Source organism: Brevundimonas sp. AVps31, from assembly GCF_058681355.1.
This window is the reverse complement of sequence record NZ_CM178736.1, coordinates 1,912,963-1,935,546: the sequence shown is the minus strand read 5'-3', so window position 1 is coordinate 1,935,546 and position 22,584 is coordinate 1,912,963. Positions and strand designations below refer to the sequence as shown.

The following is a 22,584-nucleotide window of genomic DNA, read 5'->3' as shown; positions in this document are numbered from 1 at the left end:
GATGTTGGCTCCGGCCTCGCGTCAGTCGTCGGACCGCTTTGCGTCAGGATCGCGGCGAAGCTGATTTCCCGAGAGAATATCGGCCAGCCGAACCTCCTCATCGGGCGACAGCGGCGCGACATCGACCTTGCGGCGGCGGGCGAAGGCGATGAAGGCCCCCGCCACGGCCAGCAGGACGGCGAACGGTCCGAACCACAGCAGCCAAGTCCCGATTCGCAGGGGCGGGGTGAACAGGACGAAGTCGCCGTAGCGGCGCACCAGATCGTCGCGGATGGCCTGATCCGATCGTCCGGCGGCGATCTGGTCGCGCACCAGGCCGCGCATGTCCGAGGCGATGCCCGCCGGGCTGTCGGCGATGGCCTCATGCTGGCAGACGACGCAGCGGATATCGGCGAACAGGCGTTTGGCGCGGGCTTCCTGCGCGGCGTCCGGCAGGGGCCGGTCTGGCGCGGGCGCGGGCTCGGCGGCGATCAGCCCCAGCGCAGCGACGGCGATCAGCAGGGCGCGCTTCATGCGGTCTTCTTTCCGCCGACCGCCAACCGGAGCCGGCGATCCAGCAGGGACAACACCCCGCCCAGCGCCATCAGGACCGGCCCGAGGAAGATCAGTCTCGCCCAGGGATTCCACCAGACCCGGACGTTCCAGGCCGGGGCGCCGTCGGTCGCCTGAGCCCGTTCGCCCATGACGACATAAACGTCGTCCAGCCCGCGGAAATCGAGGCCGACCTCGGTCGTGGTCTGGCCGCCCGCCGGGAAGAAGCGGCGCTCGGCGGTGATCTCGCGCGTCTGGCCGCCCGAGACCGAAACGTGCAGGCGCCCCTGCTCTGCCAGATAGTTGGGGCCCTCGACGATGCGGACGTCGTCCAGAGTCACGCTCCATTTGCCCGCCTGGATCGACTGGCCGATAGCCAGAGGCCGCGCCGCCTCGACGCGATAGCCGGTCTCGACCACCGCCCCCAGGACGAAGACGCCCAGCCCGGCGTGGGCCAAGGTCATGCCCCAGGCGCCCAGCGGCAGGCCCTTCGCCCGACGCAGGGTTTCGGCCAGAGGGGCGCGGAACAGCCGGATGCGCTCCGCGGTCTCGGCCAGCGCGCCCAGGATCAGCCAGGCGCCCAGACCGATGCCGGCTGCGGACAGGGCCTTGCGCGGCTCAAAGGCGGCGAAGGCCAGCAGGGCCATCACCACCGTCAGCCCGGCGGCCACGGCCAGACGCTGGCCGACGCCCTTCAGGTCGCCGCGCTTCCACGCCAGCAGCGGTCCGGCGGGCAGGATGACCAGCGCCACCGCCATCAGCGGCACGAAGGTCAGGGCGAAATAGGGCGGCCCGACCGAGATGGTCGCGCCGGACGCGGCCTCAAGGATCAGAGGATAGAGGGTGCCCAGCAGCACCGTCGCGGCGGCGGCGGTGAGGAACAGGTTGTTGATGACCAGCGCGCCCTCGCGGCTGATCGGGGCGAACATGCCGCCGCCCTTCAGCTGGGGCGCGCGCCAGGCGAACAGCAGGAAGGCCAGGCCGGCGGTCACGCCGAGGATGCCCAGCAGCATCATGCCGCGCTCGGGATCGACGGCGAAGGCGTGGACGCTGGTCAGCACGCCCGACCGGACCAGGAAGGCCCCCAGCATGGAGAAGGTGAAGGCCAGCAGCGCCAGGAAGGTCGTCCAGCCCGCCAGCGCTCCGCGCCGTTCGGTCACCACCGCGCTGTGCAGCAGGGCCGCCCCCGCCAGCCAGGGCAGGAAGCTGGCGTTCTCCACCGGATCCCAGAACCACCAGCCGCCCCAGCCCAGCTCATAGTAGGCCCAGAAGCTGCCCAGCATGATGCCGACGGTCAGGAAGGCCCAGCTGGCCAGCGCCCACGGTCGCACCCAGCGGCCCCAGGCGGGCCAGAAACTTGCGTTGGCGCGCCCCTCGATCAGGGCGGCGACGGCCAGGGAGAAGCAGACCGAGAACCCGACGTAGCCGCAGTAGAGAAGCGGCGGGTGGAAGGCGAGCGCCGGGTCCTGCAGCAGCGGGTTCAGAGATTCGCCCTGGAACGGGGCCGGGTTCAGGCGGGTGAAGGGGTTGGAGGTGAAGACGGTGAAGCTGAGGAACAGCGCGCCCAGCAGCCCCTGCGTCGCCACCGCGCAGGTCTTCAGACCGAACGGCAGGTTCTGCGCCCGCGCGAGAGCCGCGCCGAAGCCGGTCATAACCAGACACCACAGCAGCAACGAGCCCTCGTGGCTGCCCCAGGCCGCGGCCACCTTGTAAAGCATCGGCTTGTCGGTGTGGCTGTTGGCCGCGACGTTGGCGACCGAGAAGTCCGACACCGCAAAGGCGAAGATCAGCGCGGCGAAGGCGACCGCGATCAGGGCCGCGGAAGCGATGGCCGCGCCGTTGGCGGCGCCCGCCAGAACGGGGCTGCGGCGCACACGGGCGGCGGCGGCGATGAGGGCCTGCAGGACCGACAGGGTCAGGGCGAGAATGAGGGCGAAGGCCCCGGTTTCGACGATCACGAGACGGGGCCTCCCGCTTCGGGTCGCCACTCGCCCTTGGCCTTCAGGCGCTCCTGGACCTCGCGCGGCATATAGGTCTCGTCGTGCTTGGCCAGCACCTGTGTGGCGCGGAATGAGCGGTCGGGCAGGAAGGCGCCCTGGGCCACAATCCCCTGCCCTTCGCGGAACAGGTCGGGCAGGTCCCCGCGATAGACGACCCGGGTGGTGGCGACATTGTCGGTGACGGCAAAGGCGACTTCGCCGTCGGTGTTCCGCTTCAAACTGCCCATCTCGACCAGTCCGCCCAGCCGGATGACCCGGCCTTCCGGCGCTTTTTCGAGCGTGGCCTCGGACGGCGAGAAGAAGAAGGTCACGCTGTCGCGCATGGCGTACAGCGACAGGCCGACGGCCAGCGCCAGCACGGGCGCCACGACGGCGGCGATCCAGAGACGGCGACGCGCCTTGGGCGACTTCGGAAGCCAGCTCATGGCGTCGCTCCCGGCAGACGGCGCTCAAGATCGGCGCGGCGGGGGTCGGCGGGGTCCAGAGCCGCGATCAGGGGCAGCCACATCTCGCGCACCGTCGAGGCCTCGCCCCGGGTCAGGGCCGCTTCGCCCAGGAAGTAGCGGGCGCCGAGCTGGCCCGCATCCCGCTTCAGGGATTCCCGGAAGGCCGCCTCGGCGTCGCCGCCGACCGTCCCGGCATTGGCGCGCACGAGGCTTTCGCCCAGCCGGGCCCAGCTCTGGGCGTCCTCGGGGTTCAGCGCCAGCACCCGACGGAAGGCCGAGGCCGCGCCGATCGGGTCGCCCGCCTCGAACCGCGCGGCGCCGAGCATGGTCAGGGCCTGGCGATTGTTCGGCTGTTCCTTGACCAGACGATCAATGACGGCGGCGATCTGAACGGCTTCCAGCGTGTCCGGCTGGGCGGACCATTCGTCGACACGGCGTTCGTAGGGCTGGTCCGGCAGGCCGGAGGTTCCGACGAGCAGATAGAGGCCCAGCGCGCCGGCGACCGCCAGTCCGGCGCCGCCCAGGACCCAGACGCGATCCCTCCCACCGGCCTGAACCGGTGCGGTGACGCGCTCGCCCGCCAGAATGCGGCGCCCGGCCTCGGCGCGGGCGGCGGTCCAGGCGGCGTCGTCCATCAGGCCCCGGGCCTTCAGGCGATCCAGCTCGTCCATCTCGGCCCCGGCGGCGGCGGTTTCGACCGCCTCGCCCGCGTCCGCGCCCCGACGGGCGCCGGCCAGAACCAGCAGACCCGCGAGGGCCGCCAGAAGGGCTGTCATGGTCCAGAAGATTATCATCGTCGCGCGATGTAGCCGATCAGGCCGCCCGCGACGAGGCCCCGCCCGACACTGGGACCCCACCGGCGACTGCGGCCCGGCGACGCACGGTCCGCGCCGCCTCCTTGGCCTCGATGAGTTCGAGGTAGCGGGCGGCGATGGAAACCAGCTTCAGGGCGTGGCCTTCGTCCTCCGCCTCGGCGTCGTTGACCATGCTGAGCACCTGGTCGGCATAGTCGCTCAGCCGGTCGGTCAGGGCGTCGACCAGCGTCTTGCGCGCCGCCTCGCTGCCGAAGATGGCGGCGGCCCCGCGCGTGGCGCCGACCAGTCGCAGCAGGGACAGGGCGGCGTCGGCGGCATCGCCCCGTGCGGGAGCGGACAGCATCGGCGCCATCCGGCTCATGCGGCCGGAGGTCTGCACCCGCGCCAGCGGCAAGGCCTTGTCCACCGCCTTGTCCGCCGTCCGCAGCAGGCCGGACAACCAGCCGGACACCTTGACCCGGCTGTCGCGCACCCGGCGGCCCCATTCGGAGTCCGGGTCCAGCGTCAGGGTGACGTCCAGCTCGGCCAGCACATTGGCGCACCAGTCCAGGTCGGCGATCACCGCGTCGACCCCGCCGGGCGTTCCGTCCGGGCGATAGGCCGCGAGCCGCGCGCTGCGCTCGTCCACCCCGGCCAGCAGCCGATCGACGAAGCCGGCCAGTTCCGAGGCGCTGAGGAAACCTTTGCGTCCGGCCACGCCGGAGGTCCGCGTGATGATCCGCAGCACCAGAACGGCGTCGTCCAGCTGCGAGAATATCATCTCCAGCAGGCGGCTGGCGCCGTCGGCGTGGATTTCGGAACAGTCCTTCACCAGCAGACGCAGTTCGGCCAGTTGGTCGCCGTCGGGCCGCTTCAGCCAGATTTCGATGGACGGCAGCGCGCGCCGGGCCAGATGGGCCAGGTCGAGGCAGTTCGCCAGATCAACCAGGCCCTGCGCCCGCTGCTCGGACGCCAGCGCCTCGGGCCACACCAGCGCCGGGCGGTCGCGCACGGCGGCGGCGGCGGCGAGGCAGTAGCGGTTGGCCACGGCGACGGCGTCGGGCCCGTCCTTGTCGAGACGCGGCAGAAGGTCCGGCTCATGCTCGACGGCCGCGCGCCACAGTCGGGGCAGGACGGACGGTGGAAAGTGCATCGCCGAAATGCCGTCGGCGCGGCGCTGGAACATCCGGGCGACAGGGGCCAGGACGATGGCGCGGCGGGCGCGATCCCGCATCTCTTCGGCCAGCATCAGTCGCAGCTCGGCGGCCCGACCGCCCGGCAGGCTGACCACGGCGGCGCTGACGGCTTTCAGCACGCTTTCCGGGCAGCGCCCGATCAGGGCGGCTAACGCGATGCGATGGGCGGCGGTCAGCCCCGACATGATACCTCTTCGAACCGCCCCCGGCGTGAGCCCGAACTATGCAGCCCGTACGGTTAACAGGCCCTGACGGCCCTTCCTGCGGTCAGAGTTCCGCCGCCGGCAGCTCCAGCATCACCTTCAGCCCGCCCATGTCGCTGTCGCCCAGCGTGATCTTGCCGCCATAGGCGCGGGTCAGCTCCACGACGATGGACAGGCCGAGGCCGGAGCCCGGCGTGGTCTCGTCCATCCGCATACCGCGCTGCAGGGCGCCTTCGCGCTGATCGGCAGGGAGGCCTGGGCCGTCGTCCTCGACCACCACCACCATCTGGCCCAGGCCGGTGCTGCCCGCGGAGATGCGCACCCGGCGCTTCGCCCATTTGCAGGCGTTCTCAAGCAGGTTGCCGAGGATTTCCTGCAGGTCCTGCCGCTCGCCCCGGAAGCCCAGTTCGTCGGGCGCGCGCCAGTCGACCTCGACGCCCTTCTCCTCAAAGACCCGCTCCAGCATCACCGCCAGTTCGTCCAGAACCTCGGCGATGGGGGTGCGTTCGCCCAGCAGCTGGGCGCGGGCGGCGGCGCGGGCGCGGCGCAGGTGATGGTCGACCTGGGCCTTCATCACCTCGGTCTGTTTGCGGACCATGTCGGGCAGGTCGCCCTGCTGGGTTCCCGCCTCGGCCAGCATGACCGACAGGGGGGTCTTCAGGGCGTGGGCCAGATTGCCGACGTGGGTGCGCTGGCGCTCCACAGTCTCCTGGTTCTGGTCCAGCAGGCGGTTGACCTGCTCCGCCAGCGGCTGGATCTCGACCGGGTAGCTGTGGACGACCCGCGCGGCCTTGCCCTTGCGGACATCGGCGATCTCGTTGCGCAGGCCGAACAGGGGGCGCAGGCCAATCTGCACCTGCAGGAAGACCGCAATCACCAGACCACCGCCGAGGATGAGCAGCGCGATCCAGGTGAAGGTCGCGAACTGGCGTGTATCGGCGTCGATCATGGACCGGTCGACCCCGGACATCAGGACCAGCGGCTCCGTGCGGCCCGGCAAGGTCTTCAGGCTGGCCGCGATCCGCAACGGACTGCCGATGGGGCCGGTGGCGTTATAGCTGATGGTCTGTCCGAAGGCGTCGCGCAGGCGGTCCGGCAGGCCTTCCGGGACCGTCAGATCCTCGCCCGCCAGTGAAGGCGAACGGGCCAGGACGCGGATTCCGCCGCGATGGTCCAGTTCGCCGATGGCCCAGTATTTTCCGGACAGGGGACGAAGGGTCTGCGAATCCTTGATCTCGGCGACCTCCACGCCGCCGGGCGTGATGGTGGTGGCCAGCACCACATCATCGATGGTCGCGTTCAGCACGAAGCCGAGTCGCCGCAGGGTGCTTTCCTGATACTGGCTGGTCAGGGCCCAGCCGGTCAGCAGCAGGGCGACGATGATCCAGGCGGAGGCCAGCCAGATCAGGCGCCGCGTCAGGCTGCGGCCCGGACGACCGAACCAGCGGCCCCAGGTCTTCGGCTCGTCCGCGGACTGCTCGCCCCCCGTCGTCTCCGTCACGCCGCGTCGGACTCCCCGGCCAGCGGCGTCAGGCGATAGCCAAGCCCACGCACGGTCTCGATCCGGTCAGAGCCGATCTTCTTGCGGAGGCGGCCGACGAAGACCTCGATCGTGTTGGAGTCGCGGTCGAAGTCCTGATCGTACAGGTGTTCGACCAGCTCGGTGCGGCTGATGACCCGACCCTGATGCATCATCATGTAGTGCAGCAGGCGGTACTCCAGCGAGGTCAGGCGCAGGGGCTCGCCGTTGACGCTGGCGCGCGCGGCGCGGGGGTCAAGGCGCAGGCCGCCACACGACAGGGTCGCCGAGGCGATCCCGGCCGACCGGCGCAGCAGGGCGCGCAGACGGGCCAGCAGCTCTTCGGTGTGGAAGGGCTTGGTCAGGTAGTCGTCGGCTCCGGCGTCAAAGCCCGACACCTTGTCCGACCAGGCGCCGCGCGCGGTCAGGATCAGGACCGGCGTGGTCTTGCCGTCCCGCCGCCAGCGCTCCAGCACCGACACGCCGTCGATCTTCGGCAGACCCAGATCCAGGACGACGACGTCATATGGTTCATTGTCGCCGAGATAGTGAGCCTCCTCGCCGTCCGCTGCGTGGTCTACGGCGTAACCGGCGTCGCCCAGAGCGACCTTCAGCTGACGCGACAGGTCAACGTCATCCTCGACAAGAAGCACTCTCATGGATGAACCCTATCGGCTGGCGTCGACTGAAATATTGAAAATGCGTCCGCCGTCGTCGAACGCGAAGATGTAGCTGTTGCCCGACTGGCCGCGATACCCGACGAACCGGGCGCCGCCGGCGCGCGACTGGGCGATGCGCTGGGCCTCGGCCTGACTCATCTGCGGCCGCTCGCGTTCACGCTCGCGATCAGGACGTTGCGGCTGTTGCTGTTCGCGTCCCCCGGAGCGGCGATCACCACGCGGCCCATCCTGCGCGGCCGCGGCCTGGAGGGGCGCGACTGCGAGAAGAGCGGCGGCAAGAATGACGGACATCCGTTTCATGGTGACGGGTTTAGGCTCGCGGCTCTGAACGACGGCTGAACGGCCAGTGTAGACAGATTTCACCGTAACCGCTTCGCCCACCTGAGACGAAGCTGTCTTTTTCCAGCGACGATGAGATCGCCTCACGTGCGCGCGTACGCGGATCATTTCCCTGATTGCGTTTGCCGCTCCCGACCATGACGGCGATTTCACGCAGATGAACGCCAACTGACTTCGGCTGTTCAGATCGGGCTCAGGCCGGGGCTGCTTTTATCCGGGTCAACGCAGCCCATCCGGTTGCGGCGAACCAAGGAGAGACCCGATGTTCAAGAAAGCCCTTATCCCCGCCCTCGTCCTGGCCGCGGCTTCCGTCGCGGTCCCGGCTGTCGCCTCGGCCCAATCGCGCCACCACGACAACGGCCCGCGCTATGAGCAGAACCGCGGCTGGCAGCCGATCGCCCAGCGCAAATACCAGCTGGACCAACGGATCGACGTCGGTCAACGCAACGGCCAGCTGAGCCGCCGCGAAGCCACCCGCCTGCGCGGCGAGCTGAACTCGCTGGTGCGTCTGGAGTACGGCTATCAGCGCGGCGGACTGAGCCTGCGTGAGCGTCAGGATCTGGACCGCCGCTACGACAACCTGTCGCGTCAGGTCCGCGCCGAGCGCCGCGACCGCGACAACCGTCGCTACTAAGATCTGACCTTCCCTCCCCGAGAGGTCAGCGAGGGGCGCGATCCGGAAGGGTCGCGCCCTTTCTTCTGTTCAGAGCCTGAGTACGCTCTCGATCACCGTCACCGCCTGACCGCGCAGCAGGACCCGGTCGCCCTTCAGGACGGTGGCGATGTCGCCGCCCCGGCCCGGGAAGACCTGTCGGAAGCGCACATCCGCCCGGCCCAGCTTGTCGGCATACAGCGGCCCGAGGATGCAGTGGGCGGAGCCGGTGGCCGGGTCCTCGTCGACGCCGCAGCCCGGGGCGAAGAAGCGGTCGACCACATCCTCGTCGTCGGAAGGATCGGCGGGCGCGCAGACGATAACCTGCCCCGGCTCACCGGCTTCGCCCTGAAGGCTCGCCAGTGCGCGGATGTCGGGCGTGACGGCGTGAACGGCGGCGGCGTCCGCCAGCACGGCGACCAGATAGCGCCCGGCCCAGACCTCCAACGGCTCCACGCCCAGCGCCTCGGCCAGCCCTTCCAGCGGGCCGGTGCGGCGCGGCGGATCGGCGGGGAAGTCCATCTCGTAGCCGTCACCGCTCGCGCGTACGACCAGCGGGCCGGAGCGGGTGTCGAAGGTGAGGGCGTCAGCGGTCAGGCCCAGCTCAGCCAGCAGCACATGGGCGGAGGCGAGGGTGGCATGGCCGCAAAGATCAACCTCCATCCCCGGCGTAAACCAGCGCAGGCCGAATCTGGCGGGGTCATCGGTGCGCAGCAGGAAGGCGGTTTCGGCCTGGTTGTTCTCCCGGGCCAGCGCCTGCATCCACCCGGCGTCTGGCCACTGACTGAAGGGCTCGACCACGCAGGCGGGATTGCCCTTGAAGGGGGCGGACGCGAAGGCGTCGACGGTCCACTGCTTCATTCAGACGGTCTCCACCCTCAACTCCGGCCACCGCGCCTGTGCGCTGGCCACCGCCTTGTCCCAGCCCCTGGCCAAAGGCCGGTTCGGGTTGGGGCGCAGGACCATGTCGAACATGTCTTGAAGGCCGAAGGGGGCGGCGAGGCTGATGCTGTCGTCATCCTCGAGCCGGACGCCGACCGAGAAGGCCGGGGCGACGAAGCGGCTGAGCGCCGTGTCTGTGTCGGGCAGGGCCTCATAGGGTTCGCCGAAGCGGTCGGGGAACCAGATGTGGACGCGGGCCTGATTGCGGACCTCGACGATATCGCGGAAGGGCGGGTCGAAGGCGGCGGCGACGCGCTTGATGACGACGTCCTCCGCGTCCCAACTGGTGTCCGGGTCGAAATAGCCGAGGTCGTAGTCCTTGATGCCGTAACCCGCCGCGCGGCCGGTGACGTCGTTCCAGACGGCCTGATAGACGGCGCCGGAGAAGACCCGCCAGTCTTTGAGGCGCAGGTCGCGCACCGTGGTCAGGACGTGCATCAGGTCGGGATTGGCGTGGACGATGTCGGCGAGCCGGCTGTCGAGGTCGCTCATCTCCGCAGCGTCCAGCCGTGGTCCAGCGGGCCGTGGCCGCCGCCCAGACCGGGGGCGCGGCGGATGGCTTCGGCGACATAGGCCCAGGCTTCGGCCACAGCGGCTTCCAGCGGCAGGCCGCGCGCCAGACCGGCGGCGCAGGCGCTGGCCAACGTGCAGCCGGTGCCGTGGGTGTGGCGGGTGTCGACCCGCTCGCCCTCCAGCAGGGTCTCGCCCTCGGGCGTGACCAGCACGTCGATGACGGTTTCGCCGGGGACATGGCCGCCCTTCATCAGCACGGCCTTCGCCCCCATGCCGAGCAGGAAGGCGCCGGCGCGGCGCTGGCCGTCGAGGTCGGCGACGGTCAGCCCGGTCAGAGCCTCCGCCTCGGGCGCATTGGGGGTCAGCAGGGTGGCGCGCGGGATCATCAGCGACCGCACCGCCTGCACCGCCTCGTCGGGCAGCAGGGGGTGGCCGCCCTTGGCGATCATGACCGGATCAACGACCGTCAGGGCGTCGGAGCTGTCGAGGATGGCGGCGACGCGCTCGACCACATCGGTGGAGCCCAGCATTCCGGTCTTGATGGCGTCGGCGCCGATGTCGTCGAGCACGGCGCGGGCCTGCGCCTCGATCAGGTCCAGCGGCAGGGGATGGACGCCGTGGACGCCCAGGGTGTTCTGGACCGTGATGGCGGTGATGGCGGTGGCCGCATAACCGCCCATGGCGGTCACGGCCTTGATGTCCGCCTGTATCCCTGCGCCGCCCCCGGAATCCGAGCCGGCGATGATCAGGACGCGTCCGAGGGGCGAGGTCATGGGTTGGAGATGGCCGAGTCCGGCGCGGCGGGCAAGCCGTAGCGCGAGATCGCCGCCGTGACCGCCGCCTGCACGGCCAAGGCCTGGACCGTCTCGCGGACGTCGTGGACGCGGACGATGGCCGCGCCGCGTCGGGCGGCCTCCAGCGCCAGGGCCAGCGAGCCGCCGAGACGGTCGGAGGCGTCCGTCGCGGTCGGGTCTATGGCGGCGATCGTCCGCTTGCGGCTGGCGGCGTAGAGCACCGGCAGACCGGTGGCGCCCAGCCGGTCGAGGTTGGCGGTCAGGGCCATGTTGTGCGCCGGCGTCTTGCCGAAGCCGATGCCGGGATCCAGCCACAGCCGGTCCGGCGCGATGCCCGCCGCCATGACCTCGCCCGCGCGGACGGCCAGCCAGTCGACCACCTCGGACACCACGTCGTCATAATGGGGCGCGTCCTGCATGGTGCGCGGCTCCCCCTTCATATGCATCAGCACCACGTCACAGCCGAGGTCGGCGGCGGTCGGCAGGCTGGCGGGGGAGAAGCCCAGGGCGGTGACGTCGTTCCAGATGTTGGCGCCCGCGCCGACGGCGACGGCGGCGACCTCGGGCTTCATGGTGTCGATGCTGATCGGGCCGGCCCAGCCAGACGCGCGCAGGCCGGCGATGACCGGGGCGGTGCGGGCGATCTCGTCCTCGAGACTGACCGGTGCGGCGCCCGGGCGAGTGCTCTCGCCGCCGATGTCGAGGATGTCGGCGCCCTGCCGCACCAGCTCCAGCCCGTGGGCGATGGCGGCCTCGACCGTGTCGTGTCGCCCGCCGTCGGAGAAGCTGTCGGGCGTGACGTTGACGATGCCCATGACGCGGGGACGAGGATGGGGACGCAGGACGGCCATCAGCCCTTGCCCCCGATCAGGTCGCCCAGCGCCATCAGGTAGTCGTGGAAGGCCTTGCGGCCGGCGGCGGTGATGGAGACGCGGGTCAGGGGCTTGTTCTTCACGAAGCTCTTGTCGATGGCGACATAGCCCGCCTCCTCCAGCTTCTTGAGGTGGACGGAGAGGTTGCCCTGGGTGGCCTCGAGGACGGTCTTCAACTCGGTGAAGTCGGCGACTTCGGCCTCGACCAGATAGACCATGATCCCCAGCCGCATGCGGCCGTGGATGACGTCGTCGATCCGTCCGAGATCGGCCAGCCCCATGAACTCAGACGCCCTTGCCGCCGGCGCGGGCGTCGCGGAACAGGATCAGGCCCGGCAGGGCGAACAGCAGGAACAGGGCGACGGTGCAGACGCCGAGATAGGCCAACGGCTCCCGCACCAGCACGCCCAGCGCCACCGCCGCGACCCAGCCGCCCAGCGCGGTCGCCAGCATCCAGCCCTTGCGCTTCAGGGTCCAGGCCACAAACCACGCCGCCGCCTGGAGGGCGAAGACGATGGCGGCGTAGTAGAGCCAGATGCCGAAGTCCTGATCCCGCCAGGCGCCGACGGCGAAGACGATGATGACGGCGGTATTGGCCATGCCGGTGGCGCTGAAGGCGGCGTTGAGCGTGCGCGAGGCCAGAGGGCCACGGCTGGACGCACCCTGTTGGCGATCCCGCAGGATGGCCCAGGTCAGGATGGCCAGGAAGGTCGCGGTGATCCCGACCACGACGACCAGATTGGCCAGCTCCGGCAGGCGGATCACGCCGAAGACCTGACCCAGGTGGAACAGACACTGCGCGCCGTACAACAGTCCCCCGGCCAGATAGCAGACGGCCAGGGTCATCGGCACCCGGGCGTCGCCCTGCACGATGGAGCGCATGAAGGCGAGGTCATCCTCGGGGGAATGCAGGCGGGGTTTGGCGGACATGACGACTCTCTCGGAACCGGCTCACCCATCGGGTGGACGACCGGGGGGCTGTTTGCAAGTTATTCGGCGGGGACGGCGATCGGGTCTGCGGGGCGGCGCCAGGGGATGCGGCGGCCGTTCAGCCAGCGGCCCAGGACGCCGTGGCGCACCATCAGCTCATAGGTCAGAAGGCAGACGGCGAAGACGCCCAGCGACACGCCCGCCAGCTTGGCCCACCAGGGCGCGGCCCAATCCTGCACCCAGACCTGGGCCAGCATGACCAGCGGCAGGTGCAGGATGTAGACCCAGTAGGAGGCGTCGGCGAGGTAACGGCGCACGGCGCTGTGGCCCGACAGGAAGCGCAGGCACAGGCCCATGGCGGCGAAGGCGGAGGTATAGACCGCCAGCGCGACGACGACGGCGGCGACGGCCTTGTCCTGCGTCGGCTCGACCATGGGCGCGAGGCTGGGGCCGCCGGCGAGGATCCAGGCCCAGACGCCCGAGACCACGGCGGTGATCAGATAGACCGGCCACCAGCCGGCGATACGGGCCAGCAGATCCCGGCGGCGGTCCAGCAGGAAACCGAGCCCGAAGGCCGAGCCGAAACCGATCAGGGCGGCGGTGTTGGGGATCAGACCGGCGTCGGGGGTCGGCACGGCGAAGAAGGCGATCCATTTCGGGTCCAGCCACAGGGCCAGGGCCAGCGGCGCGGCGAGGACGGCGGGCGTCCACCAGCCGATCAGGGCGCCGGTGACGCGGTCCACCCTCCGGCCCCAGCTCCCCTTCCGGTCCAACGCCGCGAACGGGGCACGCAGGATCAGGGCGGCGAGGCAGAACAGGGTCAGGACATAGAGGAACCACAGGTGGGTCAGCGGGATGTTGGTCCAGTCATAGGTCGGCGGCGGGGGCGGCGTCGCGCCCGGGACAACCAGCCCCTGGACATGGGCGTTCCAGACCAGCGCCGTGACGATCCCGGCCATCACAGGGAACCAGAAGGCCAGCAGGGGGCCCGTGATGCGGACGGCGCGGTCGCGGGCGAAGCCGAGCCAGCCGCGACGGCTGAGCATCATATGGGCGAACAGGCCGGCGATCAGGAAGAAGGCCGTCATCCGGAACAGGTGGATGGCGAAGAAGACGACGGCCGCGCCCAGGGCGGTGCTGTCGTCGCCGACGATCCAGATCTGCTGCGGGAAGAAGGACAGGCTGGCGTGCAGGACGACGCCCAGCAACAGGGCGCCGCCACGCAGGGCGTCGAGGCCGTGCAGGCGTTCGGGAGACTGGGCGGGCGGATGGGCGGTCATGGCGGGCTCCCCTCGTTGAGAACTCCGATCTACAATAGACTTGTTTGGATTGCAAACTTGTTGGTCAATGAGCCGTCCGGCGGTTAGTCGGTACTTGTGAGTGGCGGGAATTCGCCAACCTGAACATCAGGTTGGGGGCGGGATCACCGCGTTGGCGGGCGGTGCTGGAGGGGCGTCAGGCGGTGTAAAAACACGTCCCATGCCGTCCATGCAGTCCATCCAACCCATGTGACCCATGTGACCCATGCAGTCCGCAACCCGTCGCTGGCGCGAAGGCCGGGTTGGCAGACAGGCTAACAGGCGGATGCGTCAGGATTGGTCGTGGGCACAATAAAAAAGGGGCGGCTCCGTCGCCGGGGCCGCCCTCTTCATTTCGCGATGCGCGTCGGTCAGTGGACCGTGGGAACCTCGACCTCGACGCCGTCCGAGACCGGGGTGATCGGCACGGAGACCGAAGGCCCGGCATTGGGGAAGTTGTTCTCGTCGCGGTTCGGGGCGAGGCCCTTCTCCAGCAGGTCCTTGATCTCCTGACCCGACATTGTTTCGTACTCGAGCAAGGCCTGGGCCAGGGTTTCGAGATCGGCGGCCTTGTCGGTCAGGATCTGGCGAGCTTCGTCCCAGCCCGAGGTGACCAGTCGCTTGACCTCGCTGTCGATGATGCGGGCCGTCTCCTCCGAGATGTTCTGGCTGCGCGCGACGGAGTGGCCGAGGAAGACCTCCTGCTCGTTCTCGCCATAGGCGACGGTGCCCAACACTTCCGAGAAACCCCACTGGGTCACCATGCGGCGCGCCAGCTTGGACGCCTGCTGGATGTCCGACGAAGCGCCCGAGGTGATGTTCTCCTTGCCGAAGATCAGTTCCTCGGCGACGCGGCCGCCGGCCATGATGGCGATGCGGTCGATCATCTGCTGGTATTTCATGGAATAGCGGTCGCCTTCCGGCAGCTGCATGACCATGCCGAGCGCCTGGCCGCGCGGGACGATGGTCGCCTTGTGCACGGGATCGGCCATCTTGACGTTCATGGCGACGATGGCGTGGCCGCCCTCGTGATAGGCGGTCAGGCGGCGCTCTTCCTCGTTCATGGCCATCGACTTGCGCTCGGCGCCCATCATGACCTTGTCCTTGGCGTCCTCGAAGTCGCGATGGGTGACCATGCGACGGTCCTTGCGAGCCGCCATCAGGGCCGCCTCATTGACCAGATTGGCCAGGTCGGCGCCGGAGAAGCCCGGGGTGCCGCGCGCGATGGTCTTGACGTTGACGTCGGCGGCCAGCGGCACGTCCTTCATGTGGACGCGCAGAATCTTCTCGCGGCCCGCGACGTCGGGGTTCGGCACCACGACCTGACGATCGAAGCGGCCGGGACGCAGCAGGGCCGGGTCGAGGACGTCGGGACGGTTGGTGGCGGCGATCAGGATGATGTTCTCGGACGCCTCGAAGCCGTCCATCTCGACCAGCAGCTGGTTCAGCGTCTGCTCGCGCTCGTCATTGCCGCCGCCCAGGCCGGCGCCGCGATGGCGACCGACGGCGTCGATCTCGTCGATGAAGATGATGCAGGGGGCGTTTTTCTTGGCCTGTTCGAACATGTCGCGGACGCGGCTGGCGCCGACGCCGACGAACATTTCAACGAAGTCCGAACCGGAGATCGAGAAGAAGGGCACGCCCGCCTCACCCGCGACGGCGCGGGCCAGCAGGGTCTTGCCGGTGCCGGGAGGGCCGACCAGCAGGGCGCCCTTGGGGATCTTGCCGCCCAGACGCTGGAATTTCGACGGATCCTTGAGGAAGTCGACGACCTCCTGCAGTTCTTCCTTGGCCTCGTCCACGCCGGCGACGTCCTCGAAGGTCTTGCGACCCTTGTGCTCGGTCAGCAGCTTGGCCTTGGACTTGCCGAAGCCCATGGCGCCGCGCGCTCCGCCCTGCATCTGACGCATGATCAGGATCCACAGGCCGATGATCAGGACGAACGGCAGCAGGCCGATCAGGGCGCTGACCCAGATGGACTGGCGGGTGTTCTTCACATCGACCGAGGCGCCCTTCTGGTTGATGCTCTCGATCAGGTCGGTGTTGGGCAGGGTGGTGGTCGTCTCGAAGACCTTGTCATCCTTGAGCGTGGTCTTCACCCGCTCGCCATGCACCTCGATGCTCTTGATCTGGTTGGCGTCACGCGCGCGCAGCAGCTCCGAATAGGTCATCGGCGCGGGACGCGAGGCGGCGGCCTTGGCGCCGTCGGCCGTGGGCACGACGCCGCCGCGGTTGAAGGCCAGGTAGGCGGTCAGCCCGCCCAAAATAATCACGCCTAAGATGGCCAGAGTGCGCAGATTCATTCTCGTCTCGTTCCCTCGGAACGCGGTCGCGTCCCGTCACTCGAAGATGTCACGCCCGAAAATAGGTGGTTCCGGGGCAAGGCGCCACGGGCGTGAGCCACCAGATCGTCTTCGTGCGTCATTCCGTCCAGCGCGGACGCCAGTCTTGCTTCGACCAGCGCATGCGCCCTGAACGCCTCACCTGCAAGAACCGCTGCATCCGGAGCGTTCCGGATCAGCACAGGTCGGCCGCCGCGGGCGGCGGCGGGCAGGGCCCGCAAATGCGCGTGATCGACAGGGGAAAGGGCGGCCATCCGCCCGGCGGCGGGAAGGACGGACCAGCCCGGCCCGGGCGCGGTCAGGGCCCAGCGGCCATCCCAGACGACCTCCTCTCCCGGCGGCAAGGACAGGGGCGGCGCGCCGGCGCGGCGGAACTCGCCGGCTTCACGGGTGACGGTGACGTCCGCGCCGTCCGCCTGGATCCGCGCGCCGCACAGGGTGGCGATGAAGTCGTCTCCCGCGGCCAGCCGGGCCAGGACGGCGACCAGCCGGTCGCCGCGCGGCGGACGGTCGCCGCCGCCGGCGCAGACGAGGGCGGCCGACAGGGCGCGGGCGTCCACGTCGCGCGACAGGCCGATGATATCCTCCCGAACACCGAGGACGCCCCTGCCCCGCCCCTCCGGCGGCGGCGTGGGCGCCGGGGCGCCGGCGGCCAGGGCCTTGCGGGCGCGAGGGCGGGCATAGCGCAGGTCGGCGTTGGCCGGGTCCTCGATCCAGTCGGCGCCGCGCGCGGTGAGCCAGTCGCGCAGCGCGGCCCGGCGAACGGGCAGCAGGGGGCGCAGCAGCATCAATCCCCGCCCCTCGGGCCAGACCGGCGACGGCGACCAGGCCCGCAACCGCCCGAGGGTCGAGCCTTCGGCCCGCATCAGTTCGCCCTCGTCCCGGTCGTCGGCGGTGTGGGCGATCAGGATGACCCTGGCCCCGGCCTCACGGGCGGCGGCGGCGATCAGGCGGTGACGGGCCAGACGGGCGGCGGCGGGCAGGCCGGTGACGGGCTTTTCGCCGGACCAGACCAGCCCGCGCCAGTCGGCGTCCTGCGCCTGCGCGGCGGCGGCGGCCCGGGCGGTCCAGTGCGCGCTGTCGGGATTGAGGTCGTGATCGACGGTCAGGGCCAGCAGTCGGCGGCCGTGCGCCCTCGCCCAGTCGGCGGCAAGGTGCAGCAGGGCGACGGAATCGCCGCCGCCGGACAGGGCGACCACGACGGGATCAGGGCTGTCGGACCGAAGGCGGGCGCCCAGCCGGGCGTGGGCGTCCGCGAGCCAGTCAGGGTCGCTCGGGCTCAGCCCGGGCGCCGGGCGGGCGTCCGCGCCGGCGCCGCCGGGGCGCGGGCGGGCGTGCAGGCGAAGCGCGTGGCCAGCTCGGTCGCCCGCGTGCGCTGGCTGGCCGAGGCGGTCGCGGCGTAGCGGTTGGTGAACTCGACCAGGGCGCCACAGGCGTCGGTCTTGCGGTCCGCCTCGTTGAGCGCGTTGGCCAGTTCCAGCGTCGTCGCCGCGGCCCAGGGCGTGGTCGGCCAGCCGCGGATCGCGGAGGAATAGGCGCGCACGGCGTTGGCGTAGTCCTGATCCGAGACACGCAGGTCGCCGATCCGGCTGAAGGCCTCACGGGCTTGCGGGGTGTCCGGCCAGGCCAGGGTGACGGTCTGCAGCGCCCGGTCGCCCAAGGCCGGATCGCTGGCGGCCAGACGGACGGCGGCGGTCAGGTCGCGGCTCGCATCGCCGGTCGGCGAGGTCGAGGAAATGGGGGCGTTGAGCTCGTTCTCGCGCGCCGCCGCCTGCTCCATCGTGCGGACCCGGCTTTCGGCGTCGCGCACGCGCGTGCTGAGGGCGGTGTTGTCGCGGCGGGATTCGTCGAGGGCGAAGGTCAGGCGCTCGATGTCCCCGTTGACCCGCTGGGTGGTGGCTTCCAGATCCTGCAGGCGGCGATCCATCAGGCTGACCCGGCCTTGCAGGGCGATGACCTCGGGGTCGGGCTCGACCAGCACCGGCTGACCGGCGGCGTTGCGCTGGGTCACCGCGCGCTCGAGACGGCGGACGTTGCGGTCCAGTTGATCCAGCCGGCGCTTGTCCCACTGAACAGCCTCAAGCGGTGCGGTCTGGGCGACGACCGTGGTCGTGCCGGCGATCATCAGCACGCCGAGCGCGGTGACGAGGGCTTTGCGGGTGCGCAGGGCGGGATGGAGCTTCAGCATGGGATCAGTTTCACCGGATTTGGGGCGCTCGCAAGGCGCTCAGTGGCCGAGCGCCAGGAACAGCACCGCGAGCAAGAACAGGGACATGGCCAGCACGCAGAAGATCTGCAGGAAGAAGAACCGCCAGAGGGTCGAGAACCAGCCGAGCTCGTAGCCGCCCTTGAGCTGGGCGAACTGGTGGACGGGCGTGCCGAGCATGACGGCGAACCAGGCCAGCCCGCCCAGAGCCGGGTGAATGAGCCCGAAGGCGATCGCGAGCAGGCCCGCCAGAACGACGAAGGTCAGCGAGTAGAGAACGAAGACGCCGTGGTCATACAGGGTGGTCTTGCGACGCCACAGGAACAGCAGGGCCATGAAGGGGATCGACAGCGGCACCAGCAGGAAGGCGAATTTGTAGAAGGTCTGCTGGACCTTGTAGATCGCCAGATCGGGATTCATCAGCTTCTTGGCGATCTTCCTGACGTTCTTGCTGGCGCCCTGGTCGGCATAGATGTCGGCGGCGACGTCGTGGACACCCGCCTGCCAGCTGCCGGGCTCCAGGCCGTCGGCACGGGGCGCTTCATCCTCGTCGACGGCTCCGGCCTTGCCGGCCATGCTCGCCATCACATTGTCGGCGACATCCAGCGCCGCCTTGTCCCTGGGGGTCGTCGCCTGGGCCCTGGCCGCCGCGATCTCCTGACGGCCCTTCTCGAAATCGGCCGCGCCCTCCTGCGCCGCGGCGGCGGCGACCGGGTGAACCGAAGGCTCGGGCATGTGCACGAAGCTGAGGGCGAAGAAGGTCACGAAGACCGTGAACAGGAAGATCGCCAGCGGGGAGATGTAGCGGGTGCGCTTGCCGTGGATCCATTCGCGCGTCAGCCGGCCCGGATTGAGGACCAGCAGCGGCAGGGTGCGCCAGATGCGGGCGTCGAAATGCATGACGCCGTGCAGCACCTCCTCGCCGAGGTGCAGCAGGCTGCGATGGACATGGGTGGGCTGGCCGCAGTTGGCGCAGAAATTGCCGGTGGTTTCGGAGCCGCAGTCGGAACAGGTTCCGGTGTGATCCTCGCCCGCCTTGCCCGTCGGCTTCTCGATCGCGCCGGCGACCAGACCCGCGGTCACGACGCCGCCCGCACCTTCGATATCCATCGGCAGTATCCCCCCTGGCCGAAAATCGGCGCGTTCCCCGAACCCGCCTTACAAAAGAAAGGGGCGCCGGTGAACCGACGCCCCTCCCCCTATACAACTGTCTTGAGGATTTAGCGCGTGGCGCCCGACACGATGGCGGTGTGGCCGTTGCGGTTACGGGCCCACGACTCTTCGGTCGAGCCGGCGGCGATCGGACGCTCCTTGCCGTAGCTGATGGTGTCGATGCGGGCGGCGTTGACGCCGCGCTCGATCAGATAGGTGCGGATCGACTCGGCGCGGCGGGCGCCGAGGGCCAGGTTGTATTCACGCGTGCCGCGTTCATCGGCATTGCCTTCGATGCGGATGGTGACGTTCGGGTAGCGCTGCAGCCAGGCCACCTGGGCGTCCAGACGCGGGAAGGCTTCCGAGCGGATCGAATAGCTGTCGAGGTCGAAATAGATTCGGTCGCCCACGTTGACGACGAAGTCCTGCTCGGAACCCGGCGCGGCGGCGCCGATGTTGCCGCCGTTGATGGGGCCGGTCGCCGGCGGATATTGCGGATTGGACGGGGGAGCGACTTCGCCCGAGCCGGTTTCCACCGGACGCCTGGGGGTGCAGGCCGCGATAGCGGTCACGGCGACGCCGACGGCGGCGAGGCGGACGAGGGTCGAGGGCTTCATCATCTGGATCGTCTCCCAAGATTGGTCGGGGCCCAGCCCCGGAAATAGCTTTGCTGTAAAGGGTCGGTACTGTCGCGCCAGTCAATTCACCAGACGCGATAACGCAGTAGTGAGACTAAAGGCTCCGCTTGAGAGCAGGAGCCTGATCGGCGGCGGTGAAATCGCTTCGCGATTTCGCTGATGCCGTAAATCAGGCTCCCGCTTTAATCCTGAGCGAAATCTGAGCCGGCTCGGGGCGCGCCCCGAGCCGACCGATTTCGCTTAGGCGGGACAGGCGTCCGGCCCGCCCGCGCCGGGACGGACGGGTTGCTCATCCAGCAGCGGCGACCACGCCGGGTCGGTGCCGCGACCGCCGTAGCCGGCCTGATTGATGACCCGGCCGGACAGGTCGACGGTCCACAGACGGGTGTCGCCGCCCGGGCTCTGACGCGCGAACATGATGTAGCGGCCATTGGGCGCCCACGACGGGCCTTCCTCGAAATAGCTGGACGACAGGATGCGCTCACCCGAGCCGTCGGGAGCCATGACGCCGGTCGAGAACCGCCCGCCCGACTGCTTGGTAAAGGCGATCAGGTCGCCGCGCGGGCTCCAGGTCGGCGCCGTGTACAGGCCGCCGCCGCGCGAGATCGGACGCTGGCCCGAGCCGTCGGCGCGCATGGTGTAGAGGCGCGCGTTGCCCGACCGGTCCGAGGTGAAGACGATCTGGCTGTTGTCGGGGCTGAACGACGGCGAGGTGTCGATGCCCGGATCATTGGTCAGGCGGCGCACCTGCCGGCTGCTGAGGTCCATCACATAGACGTCGGTATTGCCGTTGCGAATGATGGAGAAGGCCATCTTCGTGCCGTCGTTCGAGAAGCGCGGCGCCAGGACCTGACCGTCGAACTCGCCCAGGCTTTCACGGCGCTGGGTGGCGAGGTTGAACAGGTAGATGCGGCTGTAGTCCTTGCCCAGCGCGACATAGGTGATCTCGTTGGGGTCGCTGAGCGAGAAGCGGGGCGACATGATCACCTCTTCGCCCTGCGTCAGGTATTCCGGATTGTAGCCGTCCTGATCCGAGATCGCGAGGCGCGACACGCGGTTCAGCTGGGTGCCGCTTTCCGAAACGAAGACCACGCGGCTGTCGAACAGGCCGGTCTCGCCGGTCATGCGCTGATAGACGAGGTCGGCGATCTTGTGCCCGATCCGGCGCCACTGCTCGGCCGTGGCGGTGAACTGGTAGGAGGCCAGCTGGCACTGCCGATAGGGGTCGTAGAGGCGGAAGCCGAAGTCGTAGCGCTGGTCCTGGCGCGGGGTGACCGAGCCGTACAGCACGGCCTGGGCGCCGATGGAGGTCCACTGCGGGAAGTTGGGCGCATTGGCCAGGGTCAGGCCGGTCTCGACGAAGCTGTTGGGGTCCAGCGGCTCGAAATAGCCGGTGCGGCGCAGGTCGGCGCGGATGATGCCCGACAGGTCGGAGCCGTTCTGGCCGCTGAAATCGGCGACGGCGATGGCGAACGGGCGGATGTCGGCCTGGCTGATGACCACGTCCTCGCTCGCCTGGGGCGTCTGGGCGGCGACCACGCCGGGGACCAGGGCGACGGCCGTCGCGGCCATGAGCATCAGGAATTTCGATTTCACGCTTGGCTCTCCAAATTCATCGGCAGGCTCGCATAAGCCTGATCGACCGGCCACAGGTTCCCGGTCATTGCGGCGACAATCGGTCGGTGACGGCAGCTATCAGACGCCGTCAGCAATACTGTGACGCCGGGAACCGGAACGGTATGTCCTGCACCTCATAGTCTGACGGCATCGTGAACGGCTGGGCCGCATAGATGGCGCGGATAACCGCCTCGGACACCGGCTGGTAGCTGGGCCCGCCGCGCGGGGGCAGCAGCTGGGGCGTGCCGACGACGCGCCCGGATTCGCTGAGCCGGACCTGCACGCGGATTTCCAGGTCCTGCACGCCCTGCAGGGTGCAGCTGAAGGATGGACGGATCTGGGCGCCCAGCGCCTGCAGGGAGGCCCGGCCCAGGGTGCGCGGCGCCACGCCCGACGCGCCGCCGCCCGTCCGCGGACGGTTGCCGCGGTTGGGGGTGTTGTTCAGCTTGCCTTCCAGCTCGGGATTGAAGCCCGGCTGGGGGCGTTCGGCCGGGGGGCGCGGCTGGGTGCGCGGCGGCGTGGGCTGGGTCCGGGGCGGCGTGGGCGGGGTGCGCGGCGGCGTCGGCTGGGGACGCGGCGGCGTCGGTTGCGGACGCGGCGCCGGCGTGGGCCTTGGCGTGGGCGTCGGACGCGGCGCGGGCGGCGGCGGAGTCGGGGTCGGCTGGGGCGCGGGCGGCGTGGGCTCCGGCAGAACCTCGGACGGCGCGGTGTTGGCGTCCTCGGTGACCAGTTCCTCGCTGGGGTTCAGCGGCTGGGCGCCCAGAACCTCGACCTCGGATATCACCTGCACCGGCACAGAATTCGTCACCGGCAGGGGCGCGACCGGACGGCTGAACATCAGCGAGAAGGCGATGACGCCTGCGATGCCGGCGTGAACCGCGACCGATCCGATCAGGGCGGTGCTGGGACGCTCCACGCCG

The 22,584-nt window shown here is 69.7% G+C and carries 23 protein-coding genes; 1 reads left to right on the top strand and 22 read right to left on the bottom strand.

All coding sequences use genetic code 11. From position 1 onward, the window contains the following. Positions 1–21: 21 nt before the first annotated feature. The 8 genes from ACW174_RS09345 to ACW174_RS09310 all read right to left on the bottom strand — a co-directional run bounded on the left by ACW174_RS09345 (position 22) and on the right by ACW174_RS09310 (position 7,669). Positions 22–513 (bottom strand): cytochrome c-type biogenesis protein, encoded by a 492-nt coding sequence (locus tag ACW174_RS09345; protein ID WP_492014157.1) that lies wholly within the window; start codon positions 511–513, stop codon positions 22–24. Continuing rightward, entirely contained in the window at positions 510–2,489 is a 1,980-nt protein-coding gene (locus tag ACW174_RS09340) for a heme lyase CcmF/NrfE family subunit (RefSeq protein WP_492014156.1), read from the bottom strand. The genes ACW174_RS09345 and ACW174_RS09340 overlap by 4 nt, the downstream gene beginning before the upstream one ends. Continuing rightward, complete coding sequence (gene ccmE, locus ACW174_RS09335) at positions 2,486–2,956, bottom strand: cytochrome c maturation protein CcmE (RefSeq protein ID WP_492014155.1); 471 nt, start codon at positions 2,954–2,956, stop codon at positions 2,486–2,488. Before ccmE ends, ACW174_RS09340 begins: the two co-directional genes overlap by 4 nt. Then, complete coding sequence (gene ccmI / locus ACW174_RS09330; protein WP_492014154.1) at positions 2,953–3,753, bottom strand: c-type cytochrome biogenesis protein CcmI; 801 nt, start codon at positions 3,751–3,753, stop codon at positions 2,953–2,955. The genes ccmE and ccmI overlap by 4 nt, the downstream gene beginning before the upstream one ends. A 37-nt stretch (positions 3,754–3,790) precedes the next feature. Beyond that, the gene (locus ACW174_RS09325; RefSeq protein ID WP_492014153.1) at positions 3,791–5,152 is read right to left on the bottom strand and encodes a hypothetical protein; all 1,362 of its coding nucleotides are present in this window, start codon (positions 5,150–5,152) and stop codon (positions 3,791–3,793) included. An 82-nt stretch (positions 5,153–5,234) separates the two neighbouring features. Further along, positions 5,235–6,671, bottom strand: coding sequence for an ATP-binding protein (locus ACW174_RS09320; RefSeq protein ID WP_492014152.1), 1,437 nt, complete (start codon positions 6,669–6,671; stop codon positions 5,235–5,237). Next, a complete protein-coding gene (locus ACW174_RS09315; protein ID WP_492014151.1) occupies positions 6,668–7,348 on the bottom strand; it encodes a response regulator transcription factor in 681 nt (226 codons plus the stop codon). The genes ACW174_RS09320 and ACW174_RS09315 overlap by 4 nt, the downstream gene beginning before the upstream one ends. A gap of 9 nt (positions 7,349–7,357) precedes the next feature. Further along, positions 7,358–7,669, bottom strand: a complete 312-nt coding sequence (locus ACW174_RS09310) for a hypothetical protein (protein WP_492014150.1) — start codon at positions 7,667–7,669, stop codon at positions 7,358–7,360. A 301-nt stretch (positions 7,670–7,970) separates the two neighbouring features. Between ACW174_RS09310 and ACW174_RS09305 the strand changes: the two genes are divergently transcribed. Beyond that, positions 7,971–8,342: a hypothetical protein gene (locus tag ACW174_RS09305; RefSeq protein WP_492014149.1), complete on the top strand. Its 372-nt coding sequence runs from the start codon at positions 7,971–7,973 to the stop codon at positions 8,340–8,342. Positions 8,343–8,411: 69 nt separating this feature from the next. Here ACW174_RS09305 and ACW174_RS09300 read toward each other — a convergent pair whose 3' ends face one another. The 14 genes from ACW174_RS09300 to ACW174_RS09235 all read right to left on the bottom strand — a co-directional run bounded on the left by ACW174_RS09300 (position 8,412) and on the right by ACW174_RS09235 (position 22,580). Continuing rightward, complete coding sequence (locus ACW174_RS09300; protein ID WP_492014148.1) at positions 8,412–9,221, bottom strand: PhzF family phenazine biosynthesis protein; 810 nt, start codon at positions 9,219–9,221, stop codon at positions 8,412–8,414. Continuing rightward, positions 9,222–9,794 carry a nucleotidyltransferase family protein gene (locus ACW174_RS09295; RefSeq protein ID WP_492014147.1) on the bottom strand — a complete coding sequence of 191 codons (573 nt, stop codon included), beginning with the start codon at positions 9,792–9,794 and terminating at the stop codon, positions 9,222–9,224. Continuing rightward, on the bottom strand, positions 9,791–10,588 hold the full coding sequence (gene thiD, locus ACW174_RS09290; RefSeq protein ID WP_492014146.1) for a bifunctional hydroxymethylpyrimidine kinase/phosphomethylpyrimidine kinase: 798 nt from the start codon (positions 10,586–10,588) through the stop codon (positions 9,791–9,793). Before thiD ends, ACW174_RS09295 begins: the two co-directional genes overlap by 4 nt. Further along, complete coding sequence (gene folP, locus ACW174_RS09285; protein ID WP_492014145.1) at positions 10,585–11,460, bottom strand: dihydropteroate synthase; 876 nt, start codon at positions 11,458–11,460, stop codon at positions 10,585–10,587. Before folP ends, thiD begins: the two co-directional genes overlap by 4 nt. Beyond that, positions 11,460–11,762 carry a winged helix-turn-helix domain-containing protein gene (locus tag ACW174_RS09280; protein ID WP_492014144.1) on the bottom strand — a complete coding sequence of 101 codons (303 nt, stop codon included), beginning with the start codon at positions 11,760–11,762 and terminating at the stop codon, positions 11,460–11,462. The genes folP and ACW174_RS09280 overlap by 1 nt, the downstream gene beginning before the upstream one ends. A gap of 4 nt (positions 11,763–11,766) precedes the next feature. Next, positions 11,767–12,411: a hypothetical protein gene (locus tag ACW174_RS09275; RefSeq protein ID WP_492014143.1), complete on the bottom strand. Its 645-nt coding sequence runs from the start codon at positions 12,409–12,411 to the stop codon at positions 11,767–11,769. Between the two features lie 59 nt (positions 12,412–12,470). Next, positions 12,471–13,691, bottom strand: coding sequence for an acyltransferase family protein (locus ACW174_RS09270; protein WP_492014142.1), 1,221 nt, complete (start codon positions 13,689–13,691; stop codon positions 12,471–12,473). Positions 13,692–14,080: 389 nt separating this feature from the next. Next, entirely contained in the window at positions 14,081–16,012 is a 1,932-nt protein-coding gene (gene ftsH, locus ACW174_RS09265) for an ATP-dependent zinc metalloprotease FtsH (protein WP_492014141.1), read from the bottom strand. After that, positions 16,009–17,250: a tRNA lysidine(34) synthetase TilS gene (gene tilS / locus ACW174_RS09260; RefSeq protein ID WP_492014140.1), complete on the bottom strand. Its 1,242-nt coding sequence runs from the start codon at positions 17,248–17,250 to the stop codon at positions 16,009–16,011. Before tilS ends, ftsH begins: the two co-directional genes overlap by 4 nt. 80 nt (positions 17,251–17,330) lie before the next feature. Further along, positions 17,331–18,239 (bottom strand): tetratricopeptide repeat protein, encoded by a 909-nt coding sequence (locus ACW174_RS09255; RefSeq protein WP_492014139.1) that lies wholly within the window; start codon positions 18,237–18,239, stop codon positions 17,331–17,333. A 39-nt stretch (positions 18,240–18,278) separates the two neighbouring features. Then, positions 18,279–19,367 (bottom strand): DUF3667 domain-containing protein, encoded by a 1,089-nt coding sequence (locus ACW174_RS09250; RefSeq protein WP_492014138.1) that lies wholly within the window; start codon positions 19,365–19,367, stop codon positions 18,279–18,281. A 110-nt stretch (positions 19,368–19,477) separates the two neighbouring features. Then, positions 19,478–20,026 carry a peptidoglycan-associated lipoprotein Pal gene (pal, locus tag ACW174_RS09245; RefSeq protein WP_492017263.1) on the bottom strand — a complete coding sequence of 183 codons (549 nt, stop codon included), beginning with the start codon at positions 20,024–20,026 and terminating at the stop codon, positions 19,478–19,480. Between the two features lie 261 nt (positions 20,027–20,287). Continuing rightward, positions 20,288–21,643, bottom strand: coding sequence for a Tol-Pal system beta propeller repeat protein TolB (gene tolB / locus ACW174_RS09240; protein WP_492014137.1), 1,356 nt, complete (start codon positions 21,641–21,643; stop codon positions 20,288–20,290). Between the two features lie 109 nt (positions 21,644–21,752). Next, on the bottom strand, positions 21,753–22,580 hold the full coding sequence (locus ACW174_RS09235) for a cell envelope integrity TolA family protein (protein ID WP_492014136.1): 828 nt from the start codon (positions 22,578–22,580) through the stop codon (positions 21,753–21,755). Positions 22,581–22,584 lie beyond the last annotated feature (4 nt).

Coding starts and splice junctions, on each gene's coding strand:
- ACW174_RS09345 (WP_492014157.1), bottom strand. CDS start 513: ATGAAGCGCGCCCTGCTGATCGCCGTCGCTGCGCTGGGGCTGATCGCC.
- ccmE (WP_492014155.1), bottom strand. CDS start 2,956: ATGAGCTGGCTTCCGAAGTCGCCCAAGGCGCGTCGCCGTCTCTGGATC.
- ccmI (WP_492014154.1), bottom strand. CDS start 3,753: ATGACAGCCCTTCTGGCGGCCCTCGCGGGTCTGCTGGTTCTGGCCGGC.
- ACW174_RS09325 (WP_492014153.1), bottom strand. CDS start 5,152: ATGTCGGGGCTGACCGCCGCCCATCGCATCGCGTTAGCCGCCCTGATC.
- ACW174_RS09315 (WP_492014151.1), bottom strand. CDS start 7,348: ATGAGAGTGCTTCTTGTCGAGGATGACGTTGACCTGTCGCGTCAGCTG.
- ACW174_RS09310 (WP_492014150.1), bottom strand. CDS start 7,669: ATGAAACGGATGTCCGTCATTCTTGCCGCCGCTCTTCTCGCAGTCGCG.
- ACW174_RS09305 (WP_492014149.1), top strand. CDS start 7,971: ATGTTCAAGAAAGCCCTTATCCCCGCCCTCGTCCTGGCCGCGGCTTCC.
- ACW174_RS09300 (WP_492014148.1), bottom strand. CDS start 9,221: ATGAAGCAGTGGACCGTCGACGCCTTCGCGTCCGCCCCCTTCAAGGGC.
- ACW174_RS09295 (WP_492014147.1), bottom strand. CDS start 9,794: ATGAGCGACCTCGACAGCCGGCTCGCCGACATCGTCCACGCCAATCCC.
- thiD (WP_492014146.1), bottom strand. CDS start 10,588: ATGACCTCGCCCCTCGGACGCGTCCTGATCATCGCCGGCTCGGATTCC.
- folP (WP_492014145.1), bottom strand. CDS start 11,460: ATGGCCGTCCTGCGTCCCCATCCTCGTCCCCGCGTCATGGGCATCGTC.
- ACW174_RS09280 (WP_492014144.1), bottom strand. CDS start 11,762: ATGGGGCTGGCCGATCTCGGACGGATCGACGACGTCATCCACGGCCGC.
- ACW174_RS09275 (WP_492014143.1), bottom strand. CDS start 12,411: ATGTCCGCCAAACCCCGCCTGCATTCCCCCGAGGATGACCTCGCCTTC.
- ACW174_RS09270 (WP_492014142.1), bottom strand. CDS start 13,691: ATGACCGCCCATCCGCCCGCCCAGTCTCCCGAACGCCTGCACGGCCTC.
- ftsH (WP_492014141.1), bottom strand. CDS start 16,012: ATGAATCTGCGCACTCTGGCCATCTTAGGCGTGATTATTTTGGGCGGG.
- ACW174_RS09255 (WP_492014139.1), bottom strand. CDS start 18,239: ATGCTGAAGCTCCATCCCGCCCTGCGCACCCGCAAAGCCCTCGTCACC.
- ACW174_RS09250 (WP_492014138.1), bottom strand. CDS start 19,367: ATGGATATCGAAGGTGCGGGCGGCGTCGTGACCGCGGGTCTGGTCGCC.
- pal (WP_492017263.1), bottom strand. CDS start 20,026: ATGAAGCCCTCGACCCTCGTCCGCCTCGCCGCCGTCGGCGTCGCCGTG.